The 20,884-nt window shown below is 41.4% G+C and carries 15 protein-coding genes; 7 read left to right on the top strand and 8 right to left on the bottom strand.

Features of this window, described 5'->3' with window-relative positions; genetic code table 11:
- Window positions 1-36 precede the first annotated feature (36 nt).
- The gene (locus tag OSCI_RS18460; RefSeq protein WP_007356603.1) at window positions 37-1,539 is read left to right on the top strand and encodes a M16 family metallopeptidase; all 1,503 of its coding nucleotides are present in this window, start codon (window positions 37-39) and stop codon (window positions 1,537-1,539) included.
- Window positions 1,540-1,594: 55 nt separating this feature from the next.
- Here the strand turns inward: OSCI_RS18460 and OSCI_RS18455 are convergent, their stop codons facing one another.
- The 5 genes from OSCI_RS18455 to OSCI_RS18435 form a co-directional block, all read right to left on the bottom strand.
- Window positions 1,595-3,982 (bottom strand): adenylate/guanylate cyclase domain-containing protein, encoded by a 2,388-nt coding sequence (locus tag OSCI_RS18455; RefSeq protein WP_007356602.1) that lies wholly within the window; start codon window positions 3,980-3,982, stop codon window positions 1,595-1,597.
- Between the two features lie 80 nt (window positions 3,983-4,062).
- Window positions 4,063-5,661, bottom strand: coding sequence for a PAS domain-containing sensor histidine kinase (locus OSCI_RS18450; RefSeq protein WP_007356601.1), 1,599 nt, complete (start codon window positions 5,659-5,661; stop codon window positions 4,063-4,065).
- Complete coding sequence (locus OSCI_RS18445) at window positions 5,658-6,191, bottom strand: Rab family GTPase (RefSeq protein ID WP_026103735.1); 534 nt, start codon at window positions 6,189-6,191, stop codon at window positions 5,658-5,660. Before OSCI_RS18445 ends, OSCI_RS18450 begins: the two co-directional genes overlap by 4 nt.
- Before the next feature lie 2 nt (window positions 6,192-6,193).
- Window positions 6,194-9,142: an OmpA family protein gene (locus OSCI_RS18440; protein ID WP_007356599.1), complete on the bottom strand. Its 2,949-nt coding sequence runs from the start codon at window positions 9,140-9,142 to the stop codon at window positions 6,194-6,196.
- 19 nt (window positions 9,143-9,161) lie between these two features.
- Window positions 9,162-9,764 carry a hypothetical protein gene (locus OSCI_RS18435; RefSeq protein WP_007356598.1) on the bottom strand — a complete coding sequence of 201 codons (603 nt, stop codon included), beginning with the start codon at window positions 9,762-9,764 and terminating at the stop codon, window positions 9,162-9,164.
- Window positions 9,765-10,381: 617 nt separating this feature from the next.
- Here OSCI_RS18435 and gatB point away from each other — a divergent pair.
- The gene (gene gatB / locus OSCI_RS18430; protein WP_007356597.1) at window positions 10,382-11,866 is read left to right on the top strand and encodes an Asp-tRNA(Asn)/Glu-tRNA(Gln) amidotransferase subunit GatB; all 1,485 of its coding nucleotides are present in this window, start codon (window positions 10,382-10,384) and stop codon (window positions 11,864-11,866) included.
- Window positions 11,867-11,948: 82 nt separating this feature from the next.
- Here gatB and OSCI_RS18425 read toward each other — a convergent pair whose 3' ends face one another.
- Entirely contained in the window at window positions 11,949-14,489 is a 2,541-nt protein-coding gene (locus OSCI_RS18425) for a single-stranded-DNA-specific exonuclease RecJ (RefSeq protein WP_007356596.1), read from the bottom strand.
- A 279-nt stretch (window positions 14,490-14,768) separates the two neighbouring features.
- Between OSCI_RS18425 and OSCI_RS18420 the strand changes: the two genes are divergently transcribed.
- Window positions 14,769-15,557 (top strand): hypothetical protein, encoded by a 789-nt coding sequence (locus OSCI_RS18420; protein WP_007356595.1) that lies wholly within the window; start codon window positions 14,769-14,771, stop codon window positions 15,555-15,557.
- A gap of 84 nt (window positions 15,558-15,641) precedes the next feature.
- Here the strand turns inward: OSCI_RS18420 and OSCI_RS18415 are convergent, their stop codons facing one another.
- Window positions 15,642-16,460 carry a PD-(D/E)XK nuclease family protein gene (locus OSCI_RS18415; protein ID WP_007356594.1) on the bottom strand — a complete coding sequence of 273 codons (819 nt, stop codon included), beginning with the start codon at window positions 16,458-16,460 and terminating at the stop codon, window positions 15,642-15,644.
- 255 nt (window positions 16,461-16,715) lie between these two features.
- Here OSCI_RS18415 and OSCI_RS32060 point away from each other — a divergent pair, with 255 nt between their 5' ends.
- The 4 genes from OSCI_RS32060 to OSCI_RS18395 all read left to right on the top strand — a co-directional run bounded on the left by OSCI_RS32060 (window position 16,716) and on the right by OSCI_RS18395 (window position 17,771).
- Window positions 16,716-16,895, top strand: a complete 180-nt coding sequence (locus tag OSCI_RS32060) for a DUF6888 family protein (RefSeq protein WP_026103734.1) — start codon at window positions 16,716-16,718, stop codon at window positions 16,893-16,895.
- The gene (locus OSCI_RS18405; RefSeq protein ID WP_007356592.1) at window positions 16,892-17,104 is read left to right on the top strand and encodes a DUF6887 family protein; all 213 of its coding nucleotides are present in this window, start codon (window positions 16,892-16,894) and stop codon (window positions 17,102-17,104) included. Before OSCI_RS32060 ends, OSCI_RS18405 begins: the two co-directional genes overlap by 4 nt.
- A 101-nt stretch (window positions 17,105-17,205) precedes the next feature.
- Window positions 17,206-17,433: a hypothetical protein gene (locus OSCI_RS18400; protein ID WP_007356591.1), complete on the top strand. Its 228-nt coding sequence runs from the start codon at window positions 17,206-17,208 to the stop codon at window positions 17,431-17,433.
- Window positions 17,427-17,771 (top strand): type II toxin-antitoxin system PemK/MazF family toxin, encoded by a 345-nt coding sequence (locus OSCI_RS18395; RefSeq protein ID WP_007356590.1) that lies wholly within the window; start codon window positions 17,427-17,429, stop codon window positions 17,769-17,771. The genes OSCI_RS18400 and OSCI_RS18395 overlap by 7 nt, the downstream gene beginning before the upstream one ends.
- Before the next feature lie 105 nt (window positions 17,772-17,876).
- Here the strand turns inward: OSCI_RS18395 and OSCI_RS18390 are convergent, their stop codons facing one another.
- Window positions 17,877-20,846, bottom strand: coding sequence for a COP23 domain-containing protein (locus OSCI_RS18390; RefSeq protein WP_007356588.1), 2,970 nt, complete (start codon window positions 20,844-20,846; stop codon window positions 17,877-17,879).
- Between the last annotated feature and the right edge of the window lie 38 nt (window positions 20,847-20,884).

Raw genomic sequence — 20,884 nt, 5'->3', positions numbered from 1 at the left:
GCAAGGGTTATTTTTGTTTGGGAAGTAGGAGAAAAAATGGCAATTCAGGGAGATCGGATGAAGAGCAAAAGTGGAATTAAAAAACAGGCAAAGTTATTTCTTTTTAGCTTTAGCTTTGTAGTGTTTGCACTGATATTTTTTAATTTTTCCTCTGCTTTTGCAGTAGCAGCAAAACACTATGACGAGTTAACTTTCCCACCGCTACCAGAGATTCAGTTGCCGAAATACACTCGATTTGAACTTAAAAATGGAATGCGGGTCTATTTAATGGAAGACCACGAATTACCGCTGGTGGGGGGAACAGCCTTAGTTCGTACTGGCGATCGCTTTGAACCAGAAGATAAATTAGGACTGGCAAGTTTGACCGGAAATGTAATGCGGACTGGAGGCACTCGCCAGCATCCGCCTGATGAACTCAATCAGTTATTAGAACAGCGTGCGGCAGCGGTAGAAACGGGTATTGGTCTTAGTGCTGGTAACGCAGGTTTTAGTGCTTTGAGTGAAGATTTAGAGACGGTTTTTGGGCTATTTGCTGAGGTGATTCGGGAGCCTGCTTTTGCTCAGGATAAACTGGATTTAGCAAAGAATCAAGAGCAAGGCGCGATCGCGCGGCGGAATGACGATCCAGAGGGTATTGCGGGCCGAGAATTTCAAAAACTGATTTATGGCGATCGCAGTCCTTACGCTCGTACTGTCGAGTATGAAACGCTCAATAATATTTCCCGCGAGGATTTGGTGAGTTTTTATCAGCAGTATTTCCACCCTCAGAATATAATTTTGGGCATTGCGGGGGATTTTGACACCGCGAAAATGCGATCGCTCATTGAGCAGAAATTTGGCGATTGGCAATCCCCAAAGGCAAGTCGCCAATTACCTTTACCTCCCGTATCTCAAGCTAGCCAAGGCGGTTTATTTTTTGTAAATCAGCCACAATTAAGCCAAAGTTACATAGAAATGGGTCACTTGGGAGGTACTTTTAGCAGTCCTGATTATGCGGCCCTAGATGTAATGAATGGCGTGCTTAATGGTTTTGGAGGCCGTTTGTTTAATAATGTGCGATCGCGCCAAGGACTAGCCTACACCGTCTACGCTGCTTGGAGTCCGAGATTTGACTATCCGGGAATATTTATCGCTGGCGGACAGACGCGATCGGAAGCAACAGTACCCTTTATTCAAGCTATTCTGACTGAAATTGAGCGGATTCGTACTGAAAAAATTACCCCAGAAGAATTAGCTTTTGCCAAAGATTCAACTCTCAATTCTTTTATCTTCAATTTTGAAGATCCCAGTCAAACCTTATCGCGATTAATGCGATATGAATACTACAATTATCCCTCCGATTTCATCTTTCGCTATCGCCGTCAAGTTGAATCAACAACTATTGCTGACGTGCAGCGCGTGGCAAACACCTATTTGAAACCGGAGAACATAGTAACCTTAGTAGTCGGCAATACTGATGCGATTAAGCCACCTCTAACCAGTCTCGGAAATTCAGTTAAGGTGGAATCGATTGATATCACAATTCCCGCTAAAAGTTGAACAGAACAACAGTTTAACGGTTAACAGTTAACGGTTAACAGTTAACCGTTAACAATTACCTACTAAGATTTTTGCCCAGCAAAAAATAAGTAGTCATTTCCCCTTTACCTTTAATTTGAATAGGGCTGCGTTTCTGCAACAAAAATTTATCTTTCAATAACTCATAAGTAACATCGCTCACTTGAATTTGACCAGCCAAACCATGCGATTCCATCCGCGATGCTAGGTTTACAGTATCACCCCATAAATCATAAATAAACTTTTTAATGCCAATCACTCCCGCCACCACCGGGCCACTATGAATGCCGATACGGATACTGAAATCCTTGTTATTTTTCGCGTTGAATAAAGCAATTTCTACCTGCATATCAATAGCCATTTGCGCGATCGTCTCAGCATGATCGGATCTCTGCGTAGGCAAACCTCCTACTACCATATAAGCATCACCAATCGTCTTAATTTTTTCTAAACCGTGTCGTTCGCACAGGTGGTCAAAAGCAGAGAAAATTTGGTTGAGTAAATCTACTAAAGCAATCGGACTCATTGAAGCAGAAAGCGGCGTAAAGCCCACAATATCTGCAAATAAAACTGTAACTTCAGCAAAGTCATCAGCAATAATGCCTTCGTGTTGTTTGAGACGATTGGCAATTGGTTCTGGCAAAATATTCAGTAATAGACGTTCAGTTTGTCCCTGCTGGAGGTGCAGTGCTTCTTCTGTTTTCAGGCGCTCAGTAATGTCTCGAAAAATAGCGCGAGTGGCAATAGGTTTACTATCAACAAATTTACAGTTTACACTGCCTTCCACAGAAATTTTTTGACCGTCTTTGGTCATAAATTCTGCTTGAACTTGTTCGATTTTTTCTCCTGACATCACCCGCTCGAACATCCCCATACAATGTTCTTTACAGTCGGGATGAATAATATCATATACCGTCATGTTAGTAATTTCTTCTTCTCTGTAACCTAGAGTTTCTAACCAAGAGCGATTGACATATAAAAAATGACCGTCCGCAGCCACACTTTGAATCAAATCCGTAGCATTTTCAAACAAATCTCGCATTTTTTCTTCACTTTCCCGCAGCGCTTCCTCTGCTTGCTTGCGCTTAATAAACTGACCGAATTGGCTGCCAATTGCGGCCATTATCTGAAGCAAATCTTCATCTAGCTGCTGCGGAAAGCGGCTGAAAAAAGTCATAACTCCCAGAACAGCTTTTGCTGAGATGATTTCTTCATAATCGCCCAGAATTGGGAAGCTAAAAGCTCCATGTAGTCCTTCCTTAGCAGCAATTTCTTTTCGCAAAAAGTCATTATCTTCAACTACATCAGAAATCCAATGGGAGGAACCGCTAGCCCAAACCCGACCAGGCAAACCAACTCCAGGCGCAAAAGTAATCTGTTCGGTAATAGCTCTAAATTCTGGAATTTCTATTGATGCTTGTACCCAACTTTGAACGCATCTGAGTAAACTAGGGTCGGAAATTGAAAAGTTTCTGTTCGCTTTTGAGATTAATCTTTCGCCTTCTTCTGACATCCAAAGTTCCCCTGTATCCCATCCCAAAGTATCGCAAATTACTGCTAATATTTCTTCGACTGCCTGTTGAAGAGTGGGCGATTCTGATAATACTAGGGTAGTAAAATGTTGCACTAATTGGCGTTGTTGATTGCGCTGGTGTTCGGTAATATCCCGACCGATATAAACTAAATCTTGTGCCAAGGCGTTGCCTTCATAAACCCGATCGATATCACCTTGAATAGCTGAACAGGAAAAAGCAACAGTTAATTTTCCTCCCTTTTTAGTTGTGCAAACTACTTCAGCATTAGCTTGAGATAAAGCCGAATAATGATTGATTTTATGAAATAATTCTTTGTCAGTAATTACCATCTCAATCGACTGGCCCACTAATTCGGTTTCAGTATATCCGAACAAAATTTGAGCTGCATGATTAACTTTTTTTATTCTACCCGATGGCGTTGTTACTAACAATGCCTCTGCCATTGAAGTGATAATTTTATCAATATAATCTTTGGCACCAGCTAAGGCACTCAATAAAAGATTCATTTCATTAGTAGCCTGGACTAATGTCTGTTCCAGAGTCATCCTGTCTGTTACATCTTCAAAAAAAATAATCAGGATATCAAAATTTTTTTCTTCTTGGTACTGGACAATGTAGAGATCGAAATAGAGAATAGAATTATTGTCTAACACCCGCGTAATTGCTTTCAGCTCAAAACTAGGTAAATTTCCTACTAAAATGTCCGCTAAAATTTCCTCAGTTCCTATAAGTTCAGGAAAACCAGTGCGAACATCATTTCCCGATGTAATATTTCCAGATTCAGCAAATCGCTGCACGTTGGAGGATGTCTCTACAATCGTTAATTCCCGATCCACTGCTAGGTATTCTAGGTGGTGAGGAGCTAAGAGTTTTTTAAAAATGCTCTTCATGAAAGATAGAGTTATAATAAGTTAAGAGGACATAATTAAACGTAAAATACCGATAACTGAAAAGCAGGCGATCTAAGCTTTTATCTCTTGTAGCGAATGCCTTCTGCTTTCTCTCTATCTGATTTCTCTATCTGGCTATTGCCCTTTAAAGGAATTGCAACTCTGAAGGTAGTACCCGCGCCAACTTCACTGCTAAAAATGATGCTACCGCCGTGCAAGTTAACGCACTCTTTGACAATGGCTAAGCCTAGTCCCGTACCCGATATTTTACCCACATTGTGCGCTCTATAAAACGATTCAAATAGTTGTTCTTGGTCGGCAATCGGAATCCCAATTCCTTCATCTTTTATTGTAAAAACAGCCTCTAGAAAGCTTTGCTCAAATTCAAAGTAAACAGTGCTACCTTGAGGAGAATATTTGATCGCATTTAGCAGCAAATTACTAAGTATTTGCCGCATCATCTTCGCATCTAACAATGGTAAAATTTCCGCCTGTTGACCATCTTCACCGGGATTTTGTGCGGATTTTTGAGTGGGTACAAATTGAATTATGTGGTTCCTACCCGCAGCAATTTTTATTTCTTCTACTAGATCTGAGCAAAATTTTGTCAAATCGATGGGTACAGGATTAAACTCTATTTTTCCTAACTCTGCACTGCTGATAAACCGCACGTCATTTAACAGTTCAATCATGTGTTTAGAGGCGGTTTTAATATGAGTGAGATATTGGATTTTTTCTGCTTCTGTTGTTTCTAATTGGTGTTCCTTAAGTATTTCAGTAGACATTAAAACTGTATTCAAAGGATTAGCAAATTCGTGAGCAATCATTGAAAAGAATCTAGATTTTATCTCTCTAAGTTCTTTTTCTTTTGCCAAAGCGGTACGAATTTCAATTTCTTCTCGGTTGCGTTCTGTGATGTCGCGACCAATATAGACAAAATCGTGTAATCCCTGTATTTCTGTCTGAATAGCTGAACAGGAAAACTCTACCCAGATTTCCTGTTTGGTTTTCTTACGACAAAGTAGTTTTATATCAAAATTCGATAGTTCCCCTTGACATAAAATATAACGGTGACGAGCCTGAGATAACAATTTATCTTCATCTGTAATCAGCGAAATCGACTCGCCAATCAATTCACCTTCACTATAACCAAACAAAAATTGTGCAGATTGATTAACTGTTTTGATAGTTCCGGCTGTTGTGGTTACTAACAAAGCATCACCCATTGACTTGATGATTTTATCTATATAATCCTTGGAAGCTGCTAATGCACTTAATAAAAGATTAGCTTCGTTGGCTCTCTGGATTAAGACTTGTTTGGCAACCATCTTTTCTGTTACATCTTCAAACAGAATAATTAATCTATTTTCAATATGGTCTTCCTCCCGATTTTCAAAGGCATAAATATCAAAATATAAAGGCTGACTGTTATCTACAAATCGCGCAATCCCTTTTAACTCAAAATTAATTTTCTGCCCTAAAAGGACGGAGATTAGAACATCTTCAACTCCTATTACTTCGGGAAAGGCAAGACGAACATCTGCACCTATTTTCAACTCCCAGGGACGATCGGCAAAGCGTTCTACTCCAAAAGATTTTTCTAGAATGGTGAACTGTTGATTAATTGCTAAATACTCCATTTGGCGGGGGCCAAGTAGTTTATTTAAAAGATGATTCATGCAGGTTCTACCATTTTGTAAGCTAGTTTGTGAAAAATATCATCAACGTCTTTGCCTGTCTTTGCGGAAGTTGTATAGGTTGCCAATACTCGCTCTGGAGCGGTGGCCTCAGCAATTTCTACCATTTTAGCTAATTTTTCTTCATCAACCAAGTCTAATTTATTTAAAGCGATGACGATCGCAGCTTTGGGATTGACGGAAGTAAAAAGCTGAATATGTTCGATTAACCTTTCAATGGTTTCGGGGCGGCTAACATCAGCAACAACTAATGCACCACTAGATCCTTGGAGGTAAGAGGGTGCGATCGCTTTAAATTTTGTATGACCTTCTAAATCCCAAATCAAAAGTTGTACGTCCTGTTTTGCCTGCTGTTTTACCCCCAACAATTCAATGTTTTTACGGGAGATTTTCACTCCCACTGTAGAAAGATATTGATCGCTGAATTGACGATCTACAAAACGGCGGATTAGGCTAGTTTTACCTACTCCAAAGTCACCCACCATGCACATTTTTTTTGAGATTGTTGACATAATTACTTGGTTTTCGCTCTCTGAGTTATTGGCTCAAAGATTACACATCTACTTAACAATAGGGGTTGACTGGACTCTACATCAGCAGGAGGGTTTAAACTCGCTACAACTTGCAACCGTCTAGGATCGACACCTTGCTGCACTAGGGCAACTCGTACAGCTTCAGCTCGCTTCCGAGCTAACTGTTGATTGATAGCAAGATTGCCTTTGCGATCGCTATGACCGATTATTTTAAGATGTTTCTGAGGGTATTGCTTCAAAAACTCTTTAATATTCCCAATTACTTCTCCGTATTCTGAGTTTAATGTTGCCGAACCCACATTAAAGTAAATGCGCGTTGTAATTTTCAGCGGATTTAATTTCACAGTGCTAATTACAGACTGTACCCCTGGAACTTGCTTCATAGATTGGGCGATTTTCTGAGCATCTGTCATTTGCATTACTGTTCCTTCCACTGTAACTTTGCGCTCTCCATATCGGCTAGAAATAGACACCCCTTCTATCTGATTTAAGACAGCAGTTACTCGCTTGACTTCCGCCGCTACTGAGGCGGGATCGGGAGGTACATCAATGGCGATAATTTTATTATCTACCTTCAGGTTTGGTGCAGTTGCTTGAGCAATTTTTTCGGCTTTAGCGCGTAACCCTTGATTTGGTAAATTTCCTGTGAGTTTTAGGGTATTTTTTTCAACATCTACTCTCAGGCGATATACGGCTAAATCGGGAGCAAAACTTAAAGCTGTGGCTGTATTTGCTTCTACTCGGCGCTCAATTCTCTGGCGATATTCATACATTCCCCAAGGCACTAAAAATAGGGACGAAACAACTAAGGAAATGGCTAAAAGAGCTGTTGGCGGTTTAGACTCTTTCTCCTTTGAAACTTGCTTAAAAATTCTTTCAATCAGTGTGTGAACTTGCTCTGGAATTTTATCGGGATCGCCGTCATAAAACTCTATCGGTCTACCATACTTCATAATAATGGTACTGAGAGTTTCCCGCATTTTGTTGACAAAATCTTGGGGTTGTTCTCCTTTAATCACCACCGCTAAGTAACAGTAGCCTGCAACTTCAAGAATAATCTTAGAATCGCCGTACTCAATCTCGTTGAGTTCAGAAACTTCTCCCGACTGGGCAATACAATCATTAACAAAGCTGCGAATAGCTGTCAGCATCCCCGCCACCATATCCGATTCTAGCTGTTGCTTGTTTGCTGGCTGCACTTCTGCAATCACTAACCCCGAAGCTTTGTGAATTAAAAATACAGCTTGAACCGAAAAGGGAACCGCTTCTTTCAGAATTAATTCTGCTTCAGATACTCCCTGCATTTGAGCTTTAATTTTGCGTTGAACTCCTTCTATGCTAAAGGCATTTGCCACCTTTTCATTGATGGTTTTAATAGCTTCCCCTAGATATTTAGCAATAGTATTACCAATTACAGGGTAGAGAGCATCTACCATTGCGTCTCGCTCTAGTTCAATTTGGGCTTTAATAGCTTTGCCCATTTCTGGCGCTAGAGCTTCAGCAATTGATTCTTGATCGAGGCGAATTTGCTCTCTAATTGCTATTGCTATTTCTGGCGCGATCGCGTTCGCCATTTCTTGCGGAGAATTCTTGATCTGTTGCGAAATCGCCTCTGGTAGCAAATCCGCAATAGCAGCACTCATTGCCTGTTTATCTTGCTGAGTTTTTGCCTTGATCACCTCATCAATGATCGGCACCATTACCTTGATAATTTCTTCCCTTGACTCTGATATTTTTAGACTCAGAATTTCACCAATCCAAGGCAATAACAGAGCAATTAATTCTTGAGGATCGTAAATTTGATGTTCGAGATTTCCCAGTTTGTGTTCAATCATTTTCATCAAATGCCGTACCCCAGGCAAATCACTTTCTGCTAGCAGAGTTTTTACATCGTCTAATTCCGATATTTTTGAGCCGAAAATTAGGTTCTGTAACTGTTCTATAGCTTCCAATGATTCCTCTGAATTTTCTACAGCATTCGGAGCTGTTTCTGCTTCCAATTCGAGGGACTGTTTTTCTTCTAACAGTCTTGGCAAGTCTTCAGGTGAACTGATTAAAACATCTAAATTCTTCGATGGTGGTGATGTTATTAATTCTTGGGATGTGAATTCTTGAGAAATTAATTTTTCGGGGATCTCAGGACTATCCTCTAGTAAGTTTTCTAACCCTGTAACAGCCGTCACCAAAACATCTAAATATTCACCATCTAAATATTCGCTTTGTTTTGCCATCGCTTTGGTGATGGTAACTGGCCGCACAAAATCCTCCCTCTGCGAAACTTTAGCCGCCTCAGAAGGAATGATTAGATCTTCTTTACTTTGCTCCTTGGTAACTGAATCATCTATAAAAACTACGTTAGCGTTACTCGTAACGCTGTCCTCACTAAAGTTTGTTGATGGCTCTAGGTTAGACAGTTCTTGGCTGTGTAAATCCCTGTCAAAGTCCGCCTCTAATTCAGGTGCGGCGCTGGTCGAACTTTCTTTGCTGATGGGCAAAAAAGACAGAATTTTCTCCACATCAACCACATCAGATACAGCAGCTTTTTCTCTAGGAATATGCTGCTGTAAAACGATCGGTTCTGTGAGTTTTTCGAGCTGCAATAGCAAATTTTCTAAAGGATCGGACTCCTCCTTGATAATTCCCGATCTCAAGTTGTCAAAGTTACTATTATTTGGTGCGATTGAAGTCTCTGCTGTTGGGGGACTAGCTGCTGAGCAAATAATATTATCAAAGACAGCTTGAGCTGAATCCTTGGCGGGTTGACCAGGCTGAAGTTTAGATTTTTCAGCCTGCTCTAAAATTTTCAGATCGGTCAGTAGATGCACCAAGGGTTGAAGCTGAGTTGCGGGTTGAGCACGAGCCTTTTTTGCTTCAGAAACAAAACCTGCTTGCTGATTTAGGTCAGCTAGATTTTCTTCCGATAAAGCCATCTGCTTTTACCTCTTTAATTTAATGATGACGGTCTGGCAATAACAATCCTGTATCTAAATTACTATCAGCAACTTCTTTGAGTTCGGGAACAAATTCGCTCCCTTTTAACCTCATGCCAAGTTCAAACAATATTTCTGCCATGTCATCCCTAGAAACTTTAACTTCCCTGAGAACAGAGAAGCGTCTGTCTAGTTCTTCAAAAACTTGAGTTCTTAGGCTACGGATATCTTCTTGGATCTGATCTCTGCTCTGGGAAAAATCATCCCGAATTGCTCCGGTTTGGTTGTCTATCGCTTCATCTAAAGCTTCAATGCTGCTCGAAAACTTTCTATTTACTCTGTCGATTTGTTGCCGAATATCGGTAGTATCTTCTTGGACTGTGCTGTTGATAGATTTGAGCTTTTTTTCAAAGGAGTCAAAGGCCGCCCTTAGCTCAGTTGTCAGCACTGATTTTACCTGTTCTAGGCGAGTTTGGATATCTTGCTGTAACAATGAGATATCGGACTCTATTCTATCAAACCGATTATCGTATTCTCTTAACTGAGCTCCGAATATGATGTCGCGAATTTGATCGATATTACCCAGCCTTTCGCGCATTTCTTCTTTGGTTATTTCTGCCATGTTTGCACCTCTAGTTTCTGGTTATTAAGAATTCGATAAAGTAGTACACCCCTAGAAAACCGCTAGTTGACCTTTTGAAACAGAGTCTTCAAAAGTACCGCGCTAGTTTTACGGTTAATTTTACGGCAATTTCGTCTTTAGTTGGACTTGAGTCCTATTTTGTCACGTTTGTGGAGGTAAATCTGCTTTTGAGAGGGTGATGCCTGTCGCTAGCTACGCTTAAGCGCTTGGAGGCTAAATCTGATGCCTTTGCTCCTTGGGCCTTTGCCGATCGCGGTAGAAAAGCAGCAGTATTACCAACCACTACGGTTGCATTGTAGCAAGAGTAGGAAGCAAGCTGGAAGCATCAACCTTGAGGCTAGGCGAAACCTACCCCGGTTCTGGGATTGCTCGGAAACCCTTGCCATGACAAGCAAACACTAGGTAAGCCCTAGTTAATTATGTCCATTTAGCTAAGACTTTAGCTAAGACTAAGGAAGTAAAATTAGCAGATGTGTGACACACCCCTGACACATCATTGATTCTAAACTCCAAACAATACTAGGTATTCACGGCAAGCGCAAGTCAAGAACAGCTAAAATATAGCAAATAGTTGCTCCCTAAGCTTTGTCTAGCCTATGACCACTGCTGCACCAGTTAAAACTCAATACGAAGCCATTATCGGTCTGGAAACCCACTGTCAGTTGGGTACTAAAACTAAGATTTTCTCTAGTTCCTCTACAGAATTTGGTGGTGTCCCGAATTCCAATATAGATCCGATTTGTATGGGAATGCCGGGAGTGTTGCCGGTACTGAATCAGAAGGTGCTGGAGTATGCTGTGAAGGCAGGGCTGGCGTTAAAGTGTCAGATTGCACCCTATAGCAAGTTTGACCGCAAGCAATATTTTTATCCAGATTTACCCAAAAATTATCAAATTTCTCAGTTCGATTTGCCGATCGCGACTAATGGCTGGCTAGAAATTGAGTTGATTGATGATGGGGGTAACTCTACACGCAAAAAAATTGGGATTACTCGCCTGCACATGGAGGAGGATGCAGGAAAATTGGTTCATGGCGGCAGCGATCGCCTCTCTGGTTCGACTTATTCGATGGTAGACTACAACCGCGCTGGGATTCCGTTAATCGAAATAGTCTCGGAACCGGATTTGCGATCGGGTGCGGAAGCTGCCGAATATGCCCAAGAATTGCGCCGTATCGTCCGCTATCTCGGTGTTAGCGACGGTAATATGCAGGAAGGTTCGCTACGCTGTGACGTGAATATTTCCGTGCGTCCCGTTGGCAGAGAGGAGTTTGGCACTAAAGTCGAGATTAAAAATATGAACTCCTTTAATGCTATCCACCGGGCGATCGACTTTGAAATTGAACGGCAAATTCAAGCTTTGGAAAATGGCGATCGCATTTTCCAAGAAACCCGGCTCTGGGAAGAAGGCAAGCAGTGTACTGTGAGTATGCGGCTCAAAGAAGGTTCTAGCGATTACCGCTACTTCCCAGAACCTGACATCCCCCCGATTGAGGTATCGCCGGAACAGTTAGGGCACTGGGAAGCGGAACTTCCAGAATTACCAGCTTCTAAACGCGATCGCTACGAAAATAAAATCGGTCTTTCTGCCTATGATGCCCGCGTATTGACGGACGATAGAGCAGTGGCTGAGTATTTTGAAGCCGCGATCGCAGCAGGTGGTAATCCTAAGCAAGTCGCTAACTGGGTAATGGGTGACATCACCGCCTACCTGAAAAATGAAAAGCTCAATATTACCCAGCTACCTTTTAAACCCGACGGTTTAGCGGAACTGATTTCTTTAATTGATGCTGGCACGATCAGCGGCAAAATCGCTAAGGATTTGTTACCCAAGTTATTATCTGAGGGTGGTTCTCCGAAGCAAGCGATCGAAGCGGCGGGCGTTACCCAAATCTCCGATGCTGCAACTCTAGAAGCTGCGATCGATCGCGTCATCGCTGAGAATCCCAAGGAACTAGAACAGTACCGCAGTGGCAAAACTAAGCTGTTGGGCTTTTTTGTCGGCCAGGTAATGAAACAAACTGAGGGACGTGCCGATCCCAAGCTTACTAATCAATTGTTGAACAAAAAACTCAATGGTTAGGTGAATTCTCAGTAAGCTAACGGGGCGATCGCTCCTTTAAACTTAAGAAAGCGATCGCTCTATAGATAGCCCCTAGCCCCTCTTAGAAAGGAGTAGCTGAGGAATCGAGGTCATTTAAAAGGGTTTCTTGGGCCATAGCCTGAATGGTAGCAAAGGAAACTTCGCAGAAATAGCGGCGGCGAAATTGTTCTTCTGAAACTACAGCTAAGAATCGTTCTATGGAGTGGGAAAGCGCTTCAGAATGGGACATTGAGACTTGGTGAGAATGGGTTGGGTGAGATAAAGTTACTGATGGTTTTTCTAGGGGATGTCTGGTGATGTGAAAGGCGCGATCGCGGTAAGTGACTTGGAAACCGAGATGGGTTAAAGTTTTGAATCCCAGTTGTAGGGATACGTCGCTGATGCCTAATTTCTGTCTTAGTTGTCTGCGGGTAACTATTTGGTTGGTACGACTGAGGTATTTGGCAATTCCCACTAGCTGTTGCCAGATTTGGATAGGGGGCGGGGATGGTGGGAGACTGTAGGCGATCGCCAGTTTCTGTTGTGAGTGGAGTCCCCGCCTAAACCATGCTTGTAATTCGCCCCAGCTAGTGGGACATTCTGCAATTATCAGGGGTGAAGGAGAGAGGGCGATCGCTGACTCGTCTTGGTTTTGGCTATTGCGCCAGTCTAATATCCAATCAATTTGGGCAGGAATGTTTACGGGCGCATTTTCGCCATTTGGTCGCAAAGCAATCAGCCGCACTTCATAGCGTTTTTTATAAGTATTGAAGTCAAGCTCGACTATAGCATCGCAGGGCCCTGTGGGAATTTCATCTTTGTAGTGTCCCCACCAAATCCCAGGAAATGCGCGATCGCTAGATTCGTCTCTAATTTCAAAATCGGTTTTGATATATTGTACTTTATTACCTCTTAAATCCTTCTGGTTGCAGTGCCATGTATTTTCAAACCAACAGTTTTGAATCAACAATTTAGGCGCAGGATTCCCCATGCCGCAAGGTTCGAGGAGTTTAAGTTCTTGAAATAACTCTCGCCCCAATTCAGAGACTGTAACAATCAGGTCAGCTTGGATAGTTGGGGAAGGTAAACCATTAACCATTTGCCCTCGCAATTGTTGATTAATTGCATCTGTAAATAAAGAAATATTTTCAACGGGCAAACTTAATCCAGCAGCAAAGGGATGACCGCCGAAACGGTGTAATAAATGAGCTTGACTTTTCACCAATTGGTAAAGGTCAATTTGGCTAACTGAACGGGCAGAACCTCTGGCTAAAATTGGGTAATTGGTAATTGGTAATTGGTAATTGGTAATTGGTAATTGGTAATTGGTAATTGGTAATTGTTCCCCATCTCCCCCGCTCCCCATCTCCCCCGCTCCCCATCTCCCCTGCTCCCCCGCTCCCCCGCTCCCCATCTCCCCCGCTCCTTCTGTACTGAGTAAAATGGTAGGGCGACCGTATTCTTGCGCGACTTGACCTGCTACTAATCCTAAGACACCGACAGGCCATTGGGAGTCCGCTAAAACAATTACACTGGTAGTTGACAAATCAAGTTTAGCTAATTTTTCATTGACATCTTTAGCAACATCTTTCTGTATAGATTTGCGGCGAGTATTAGCTAATTCAGTTGAAAGTGCTAGTTGGTCGCAGCGTTTTCTATCCTGGCTAGTCAACAATTCCACGCAAAAACTAGCATCACCTTGAATGCGGCTAACTGCGTTAATTCTAGGGCCGAGTCCGAAAGAAATATCTGTAGGGCGATCGCCACTTCTTTTGCACAATTCTAATAGTTTAGTAATCCCTGGTCGAGTAGAATTTGTGATTTGTTTCCCTAGACATTCTATCCCCTTTTGTGCTAAGTAACGGCAGTCACCTGTGAGTTGCACTAAATCAGCAATTAAACCAATAGCTACTAAAACTAATAGGTCTTCTAAAGGGCGTTGAGGAACATTGGGCAAACTTTGATAAAGTGCTTCAATTAGCTTGTAAGCAACTGCTACACCAGAGAGGTGAAAAAGTTGGTGGGTCGAGGGTAAATAGCGGGGATTGATGATAGCTACTACTTGAGGGCGTTCTTCTGGTAGCGTATGATGATCTGTGACAATAATATCTATTCCTAAACTGCGAGCATAGTCAATTTCTGCTAAATTTGTGCTGCCCGTGTCGCAGGTGATAATTAAAGTAATTCCTGATTTGGCTAACGCATCAATTCCAGGGTTATTGAGGCCATGAGATTCAGTGAGACGATTGGGAATATAGTAAGTAAGTTGTTCATTTTGAGAGAAAAACTGCCCTAAACCATCCCAAAGAACAGAAGTTGAGGTAATACCATCTGCGTCAAAATCTCCCCAAATAGCAATATTTTCTGCATTATTACGTGCTTGCAGAACTCGCTCTACGGCAAGATTCATTTCTTGCCCAAATTCAAAAGGACTTGCTGGTTGATAAAGATTGGGGTTCAAAAAACCAGCTATTTGTTCGGGGTTTTGAATTCCCCTTGACATTAATAGTGAGGCCGCATAATGCCCTGGCAATTCAGGGGCGTGACTTTTGACGGCTTCAATTAACCAAGTTGGCGGGTGAATTGGGGGCTGAATTTGCCAATTTTGAGGTTGTTCCGGCATTTAGGAATATCCAAGGACTAAATGATTCCTACATTTCTATTTAATCTTATTTTATGTAGTTTTTTTTGCTAGCAAGCTAATTCTATTCCTTTGGTGGTACTCAAAGGATCACTCTAAGGGTACAGTCTGCTTATGCGCCGATCAGTTAGAGTGAATACAAATGAAGAAAAAAACCAAGGTTCTTCAAATGTCCTAACAAGGAAACTTTTAACTCAAGTTTTCAAATAAGGACATCTCCTACAAAGAAATATTTTTTGAATAGTTGTGACGAGGATAATTATGAAACCTAACGAAGAAAATAGCTTTAGCCGTGAAATTCATCAAGAGGTTCACACCGATGGAACTAATGGTCACGTCAGTACAACGCGAACTACTTCAACAGTTCCCAGTACAACAGCAGCTCACCATAAAGGTTATGTAGAGGGCGAAGTTGCAGAAAGTCACCGCAAAAGAGAAGTTCAAAAAGTTAGAGATAATGATAATGCTGCTCGCGGGTTGCTGTTAGGAATTATTCTGGCTTCTTTAGTCGGCTTGGTTCTCGGAACTGTATATTACTTGAATAGACGTGATGAAGCTCCTATTCCTGCTCCTTTGATTGTACCTGTACCGAGAGCAAATCAGCCTTCAACACCACCTGCTCCGACTAGGACTATTGAGAGAGAAAAGACAATCATTGAAAAGATTGTTCCAGCTCCTCAACCGTCTCCAGTTCAAAGAGCTACGCCTGCTCCTCAACCAAGTCCAGCTTCTCAACAACCAGCGCCTAATATTAATATTACTGTTCCCAATTCCCAGCGTCAAGATCCACCCGCTCCGCAAGCAGCACCAGCTCCATCTTCGCCATCAAATAATATCAATATTACGGTTCCAAGTCCCCAGAGGGAGCCAGCTTCAGCCTCGCCAATTCCAGCACCTCAGAGTTCAACTGCTCCATCCTCCAATCAAAATGATAGCGGTTCTGGAGTAGGGACAGGCAGTGGAAGTAATACAGAAAGCGGCACTGATTCTAATCCTAGTAATACGGCTACACCTGGTAGTAATTCTGGTGCAGATGGTTCACAGCAATAGAAGTCTGATGTTTAATTAGTATCCAGGGTTCAAATCGCTGACTCATAATAGTTAAAGTCCTCTAAGGGGGACTTTTTTTATGGTTTAAATAGATATTTCTTCAATCATACCTAGATTCGGTAGCCAATCTGGGGGTGCAGTTACCGTAATGTTGCTTAAGGTATTTTCTTCAGTTTCGGGACTGCGATCGCAGCGAGTGATAAACTGACAAAAATCGCAATTGTTAGATGTAATTTCTACTTGGGGAAAGGGTTCGCCTTCTTCATGATATAATTTCAACCATTTTGTTAGTTGGTTTAAGATGCTAGTTAAATCATTTCTAGTTTGTTCATGCTGTATATTGTTGTAAGTAAATTTGAGGCTTTGCGGTTTATTTTCACCTTCTAATTGTACGAACCAATAGGTCATAGAAATTTGTTCAGGTAAATAGTTGCTCGTTTCTGCTAAAACATATAAATAAAGACGAGTTTGCCAGTTTTGTGCTAATAATTTATGGTTTTGAGGACGGGGGTAGGTTTTCCAGTCAAAGATTTGAGCTTGTGTTGCTTCGGCTATGAAGAGGTCATAAATTACGGTAATTAAATAGTCTTGGAAGATGAGGGTACGAGGATGTTCAGCTTGGCGGAAAGTGAGGTTACTATTTTCTGGGGGGGGAAAAAGTTCGGGTGTGGCATTTATAAAGGCAGTGAGGCAATTGTGCATTTCTGCGTCTTCTTCAATCAAGGCTTCGATTGGTAATCCGATTTCTCGCTGCTGCATTAACAGGTGAAATTTGCTACCCCAGGCGAGTTTTTCTTGTTGTTCTGGGGTATAGGGGGTTGCTAGTTGTTCGAGGTAGGTGTGTTGAAATTTGCGGGGGCAGGTTGTGAGTAGGTTGAGTTGGCCTTGGGAGAGTCTAAACATTGTGTTTTTTTGTTTGGTGTTTGTTAAATTGTAGGCGATCGCGCTTGGTAAATGATATCAAATTTGGTTTAAAAAATCGAATTTCCGGGCGATTAGAAATCGCAGCTATACAAACAAAGTCCGCCTACGCGGACTAAAATAAAAAGAGGGAATAAAGCCAAATTTGGTATGAGGCGATCGCGCTTGGCTAAGTTGTGCTAATCTAATGTCAGTAGTATATAATTACACTCAAATAATTATTTTAAAGGAGGAACTATTCTTCCAACAGCAGCGCAAGGGTTAATTTGCATCAGCTTATGTCAATCTTTGACTAATTTTTACCACTCAGTCGAAATATTGCGTTTTGATGAGCGCGATGGCACGATTTTTATTTTTGCAGGGGAAGAACTGCAAATCCAAGTTTACCGTGATGGCACATGGGAGTATTTAATATGAAACCTGATTTTGAGACGATGAGCAAGGCTGAGTTACGAGCTTATTTCCTCGCTCACAGGGATGATGATGATGCTTTCTATACACTTGTTGACCGTTTGAAGGCGGATAATAAAGATGCTGTAAGGTATCCGTTTCCCGATACTCCAGAGTTGCTGAAAGAAATGGAGGAGAATATTCGCGATCGCATTAAGAAGCTAAAGGAATCATAGTTTTTTGGGTTGGGGTTGAGAGGGCGATTGTGCTTTTTTGGGGAGGTGCGATCGCCTGAGCATTGGGTATAATATTGGTAGTATTTAAGAAGGAATGAAAAATGAGTGTTCGAGACGAAACTATTGCGAAAATTCATCAACTGCCAGAAACACTTGTTCAACAAGTAAATGATTTTGTAGATTTTTTGATGAAAGATGATAGGTATGAGGTTAATTTGTGGAGTCAATTTACTGAAGGGAGAGATCTGGCTGAATTAAATTTTTCTGATTATTTGCAGAATTTAGAAGCTTATGAAGAACGTTTGGCCAGAGGTGAGATCCAATGGTAGAGATTAATCGAGGAGATGTGGTTTTATGCGATCTTAATCCAGTAGTAGGGACGGAACAATCAGGCATTCGGCCGGTTTTAATTCTACAAATAGATCGGGCTAATGCCGTCAGTCTGCACACGATTATTGCTCCGTTTACGACAAAAATTAGGCGTGTTTTATTATCTTCTCATGTGTTTGTTCCCGCAGGTATAGGGGGATTAAGTCAGGATTCGGTACTGCTTTGTGAACAGATTAGAGTTAGTGATAAATCGAGGCTAATTAGGGTGCTTGGCAATTTGGATGATATCTATATGCAGGAGGTGGCTAAGGCTGTGTGTGCAATTTTAGGTTTATAAGGGTGGCGAAGTTCAATCTTCATTAATTTATAGAGTGCGATCGCGCTTTCAATTTCACTGATGACTAGCACTCTTCCTTTTATCAGGACAGTAGCTACCATCGCTTCATAAATATAGTGGTCTTGAAGAAGCTCCAACTCTTATATTTAATAGATGATTAAGAGCTAAGTTAGCATCAGTACCAGAAGGGAGAGCTACTAACACATTATTTGACGAGCATAAACTCTCCCTGGAATCTGTACCGCATATAACAGATTGACCACTAACCGTCCCGGCTTTAAGATATTTTAATTGACCAGATCTATTAAGTCTTTCAAATCTAGCAGAAATTTCCTTGCAGCGACGCTCAGGAGTCCAGCCCGATGCAGTATATTCCTCATTAGTCCAGATAATAACTGTCATCGGCCCTCTCACAGTACGAACAAGGGTTGCTGGGTTTCCCTGACTCATCCCGCATAAGAATATCCTATTGCTGATATTTGATGGTTGATCAGATAAAGGAACTGGAAGTAATGTTACAGGTGTTGCAGTAGATAGCTGTTGTGCTTGTAATTTCTCAAATGTTTTAATCGGAACGCCGTAAATTCCTACCATTTGCTTGGTATTTTGATTTATATTAGCTTTCCCAGAAATTCCTACAACCCTACCCTTAGTATCGATTATCGGACCGCCAGACATTCCTGGTATCCCAACCCCATTAAATGCTAGTTCATAACCGTTTGTCTGCATTGGCAAACGCTCAGTAATACGAGCGCTAAGAAAATAATAAAGGCTTTCTGGAACTATTAATCCTGGGCTAGAATAGCCTGCATAATAAATCCTTGTACCTTCCTTCAATTCGTCAGAATTGCCTAATTCAGCAACTCGATATTCTTGATTGCTGGTAAATGCTAATACTGCTAAGTTAACCTCTTTTAGCACATGACCAGAGTAAATAGGATAGCGTTCTCCATCAGGTGCCTGAATTTCAAATCCCCCAGGTTGAAAAATTACATCGTAGGCTGTGAGTACAAGATAAGTGTCATCTTGGCGGCCAATAATCACCCCTGACCCACGACCATCTTCTGTACCAATTAAAACCGTAAATTCTCTAGCATTTAGTTCAATCTGACCCGAATTTAATTCTATACTTAGCTTTTGTAATTCTGTCTTGGCAAGAGTAGCTTCTTTGCTGAATTTTGCTATTTTTTGCTCGTATTCTTTCTGTTTCTGAGTTGCCTCCTGAGTTTTTTGCTCTGCCTTAGCTGCCTGTTGTTGCGCTGCAATTGCTTGTTCTTCTGCTATTTTCTGACTTTGAGCTGCTTCCTGACTGAGCTGCTGTGCTTTGACAGCTTCTTGTTGAAGATTAACTTTTTTTCCCTCCGCAATGCTCACTCTTTGCATCGCTTCCTGACGCTTACGTTCTGCATCTTCTCTAACTTTTTCTAGTTCAGTTTTGGCAGCAGCTAGCTCCTGATTAGCTTTTTGCATTTCCTGCTGAGTTAATTTTGACTGTGCCTCTGCTTCTTTTAATTGATCCTCAGCAAAACTTCTAGTTTTTTCTGCCATTTTGACTTGTTTCTGCGCCTCAACTGCCTTTTGGTTAACATCAGCCATTTTTTGCTCAGCTTGCTCAGCTTTCTTGATTTGTTGCCACGTCTGTGTAGCTGCGATAGCGGCAACAATTAACATAATTAATAGTACAGCCGACCCAAATCCTATGCTGATATTGGCTCTTTTAATTTTTCTATTTGCTTCCTCATTAGCTTTAGCTAGTATGCGACTTTCTTCTTCTTTTAAATCTAAAGCAATTTGAATTTCTCGCTTATCCAAGGCCTGACTAGCAGCTAAAAACTGATAATCATGATCGCTCAAACTTTTACCAGTTCCCCAGACAAGTGCATCCTGTAAAGCCTCCCCTCGCAACAACCGCGATTCATCCTGACAACTAGAAGCCAACCAAGCCGAGATTGCCTCACTATAGGGACGTAAATTAGCTAATGCCTTCTCTACCCAACTCGCATTAAAAACAGATTGATAAATTAAATTATAAACCCTTAACTTACCCTGATGTTTAACCACTAATCCCGATAACTGCAACTCCATTTGTTCAGCACAATAACTAGCTTCTATTCCTCCCCGCTGCAAAATTTGCTGATACAATCCCAATAACCTACTGGTGAGTTCTTTACTATTCAGGATGCGATCGCGTATTGTCCTCAAATGCTCCGGTTCATCCTGCGATTCCCAATTGTCAATAATATATTGTGTAACTAAACTCTCAATATTCGGCATTCTACTTTCTGCCTTATCCACAACCAGTTTACACAACTTTTGAGTAAGAAAAGGTTGCCCTCCCGTCCAATCTAATAACTCTTCTAAAATCATTTCAGGATAATCTACTTTAGCCGCTAACCCCTGAGTTAATGATAATTTAGCTTCCTCTAACTTAAACCCTGTCACCTCAATTGCTCGACCAATATTAAACGGCGTGCGTCTCTTATCAGCAATTAAATCTGATGGCGTTGCTACTCCTAATAAACAAAATGCAAGGCGATGGTATTCAGGATTATCTACCCGTTGATTATAACACCATCGAATCAAGGCAAAAAAATCATCAAGACAAAAATTTAAACTGAGAACGCTATCAATTTCATCCACAAATATAATAACTCTTTCGCCGGGAACTTTGACAAGTAGCACATCTTCAATAAACCGACTCAATTGCTGAACTGGCGATAGCCCCTCTTGTTCGCTTCTCCAAGTTTTTAAATTGACTTTGCCTAATAAATCTAACCCTCGGATCAACTCAGAAATAATCCCTTTATACCACTGATTTGCTGTAACTTCTTTGCTGCCAATTTTCGTCATATCGAGGGCTGCACAGGCAAATTTTTCGGTTTTCAGGCGTTGCATAGTTCTAACTCGTAGAGAAGATTTACCCATTTGTCGCGAGTTCAAAACATAGCAAAATTCACCAGCTTTCAATGCTTCTAATAATTCAAAATCAGCACGGCGAGTTACATAACTGGGAGCATCCGGTGGCAAACTCCCACCAACTTTATATTCATATTCTACTTTTTGTGCTGTATTCATAATTATTTCCTTACATCTTTATACCAAACTTGGCTTAA

It is taken from the genome of Kamptonema sp. PCC 6506 (assembly GCF_000180455.1).
GTDB lineage: Bacteria > Cyanobacteriota > Cyanobacteriia > Cyanobacteriales > Microcoleaceae > Kamptonema > Kamptonema formosum.
Note: the sequence above shows the minus strand (reverse complement) of the source record. Positions and strands in the feature narration are given on the sequence as shown.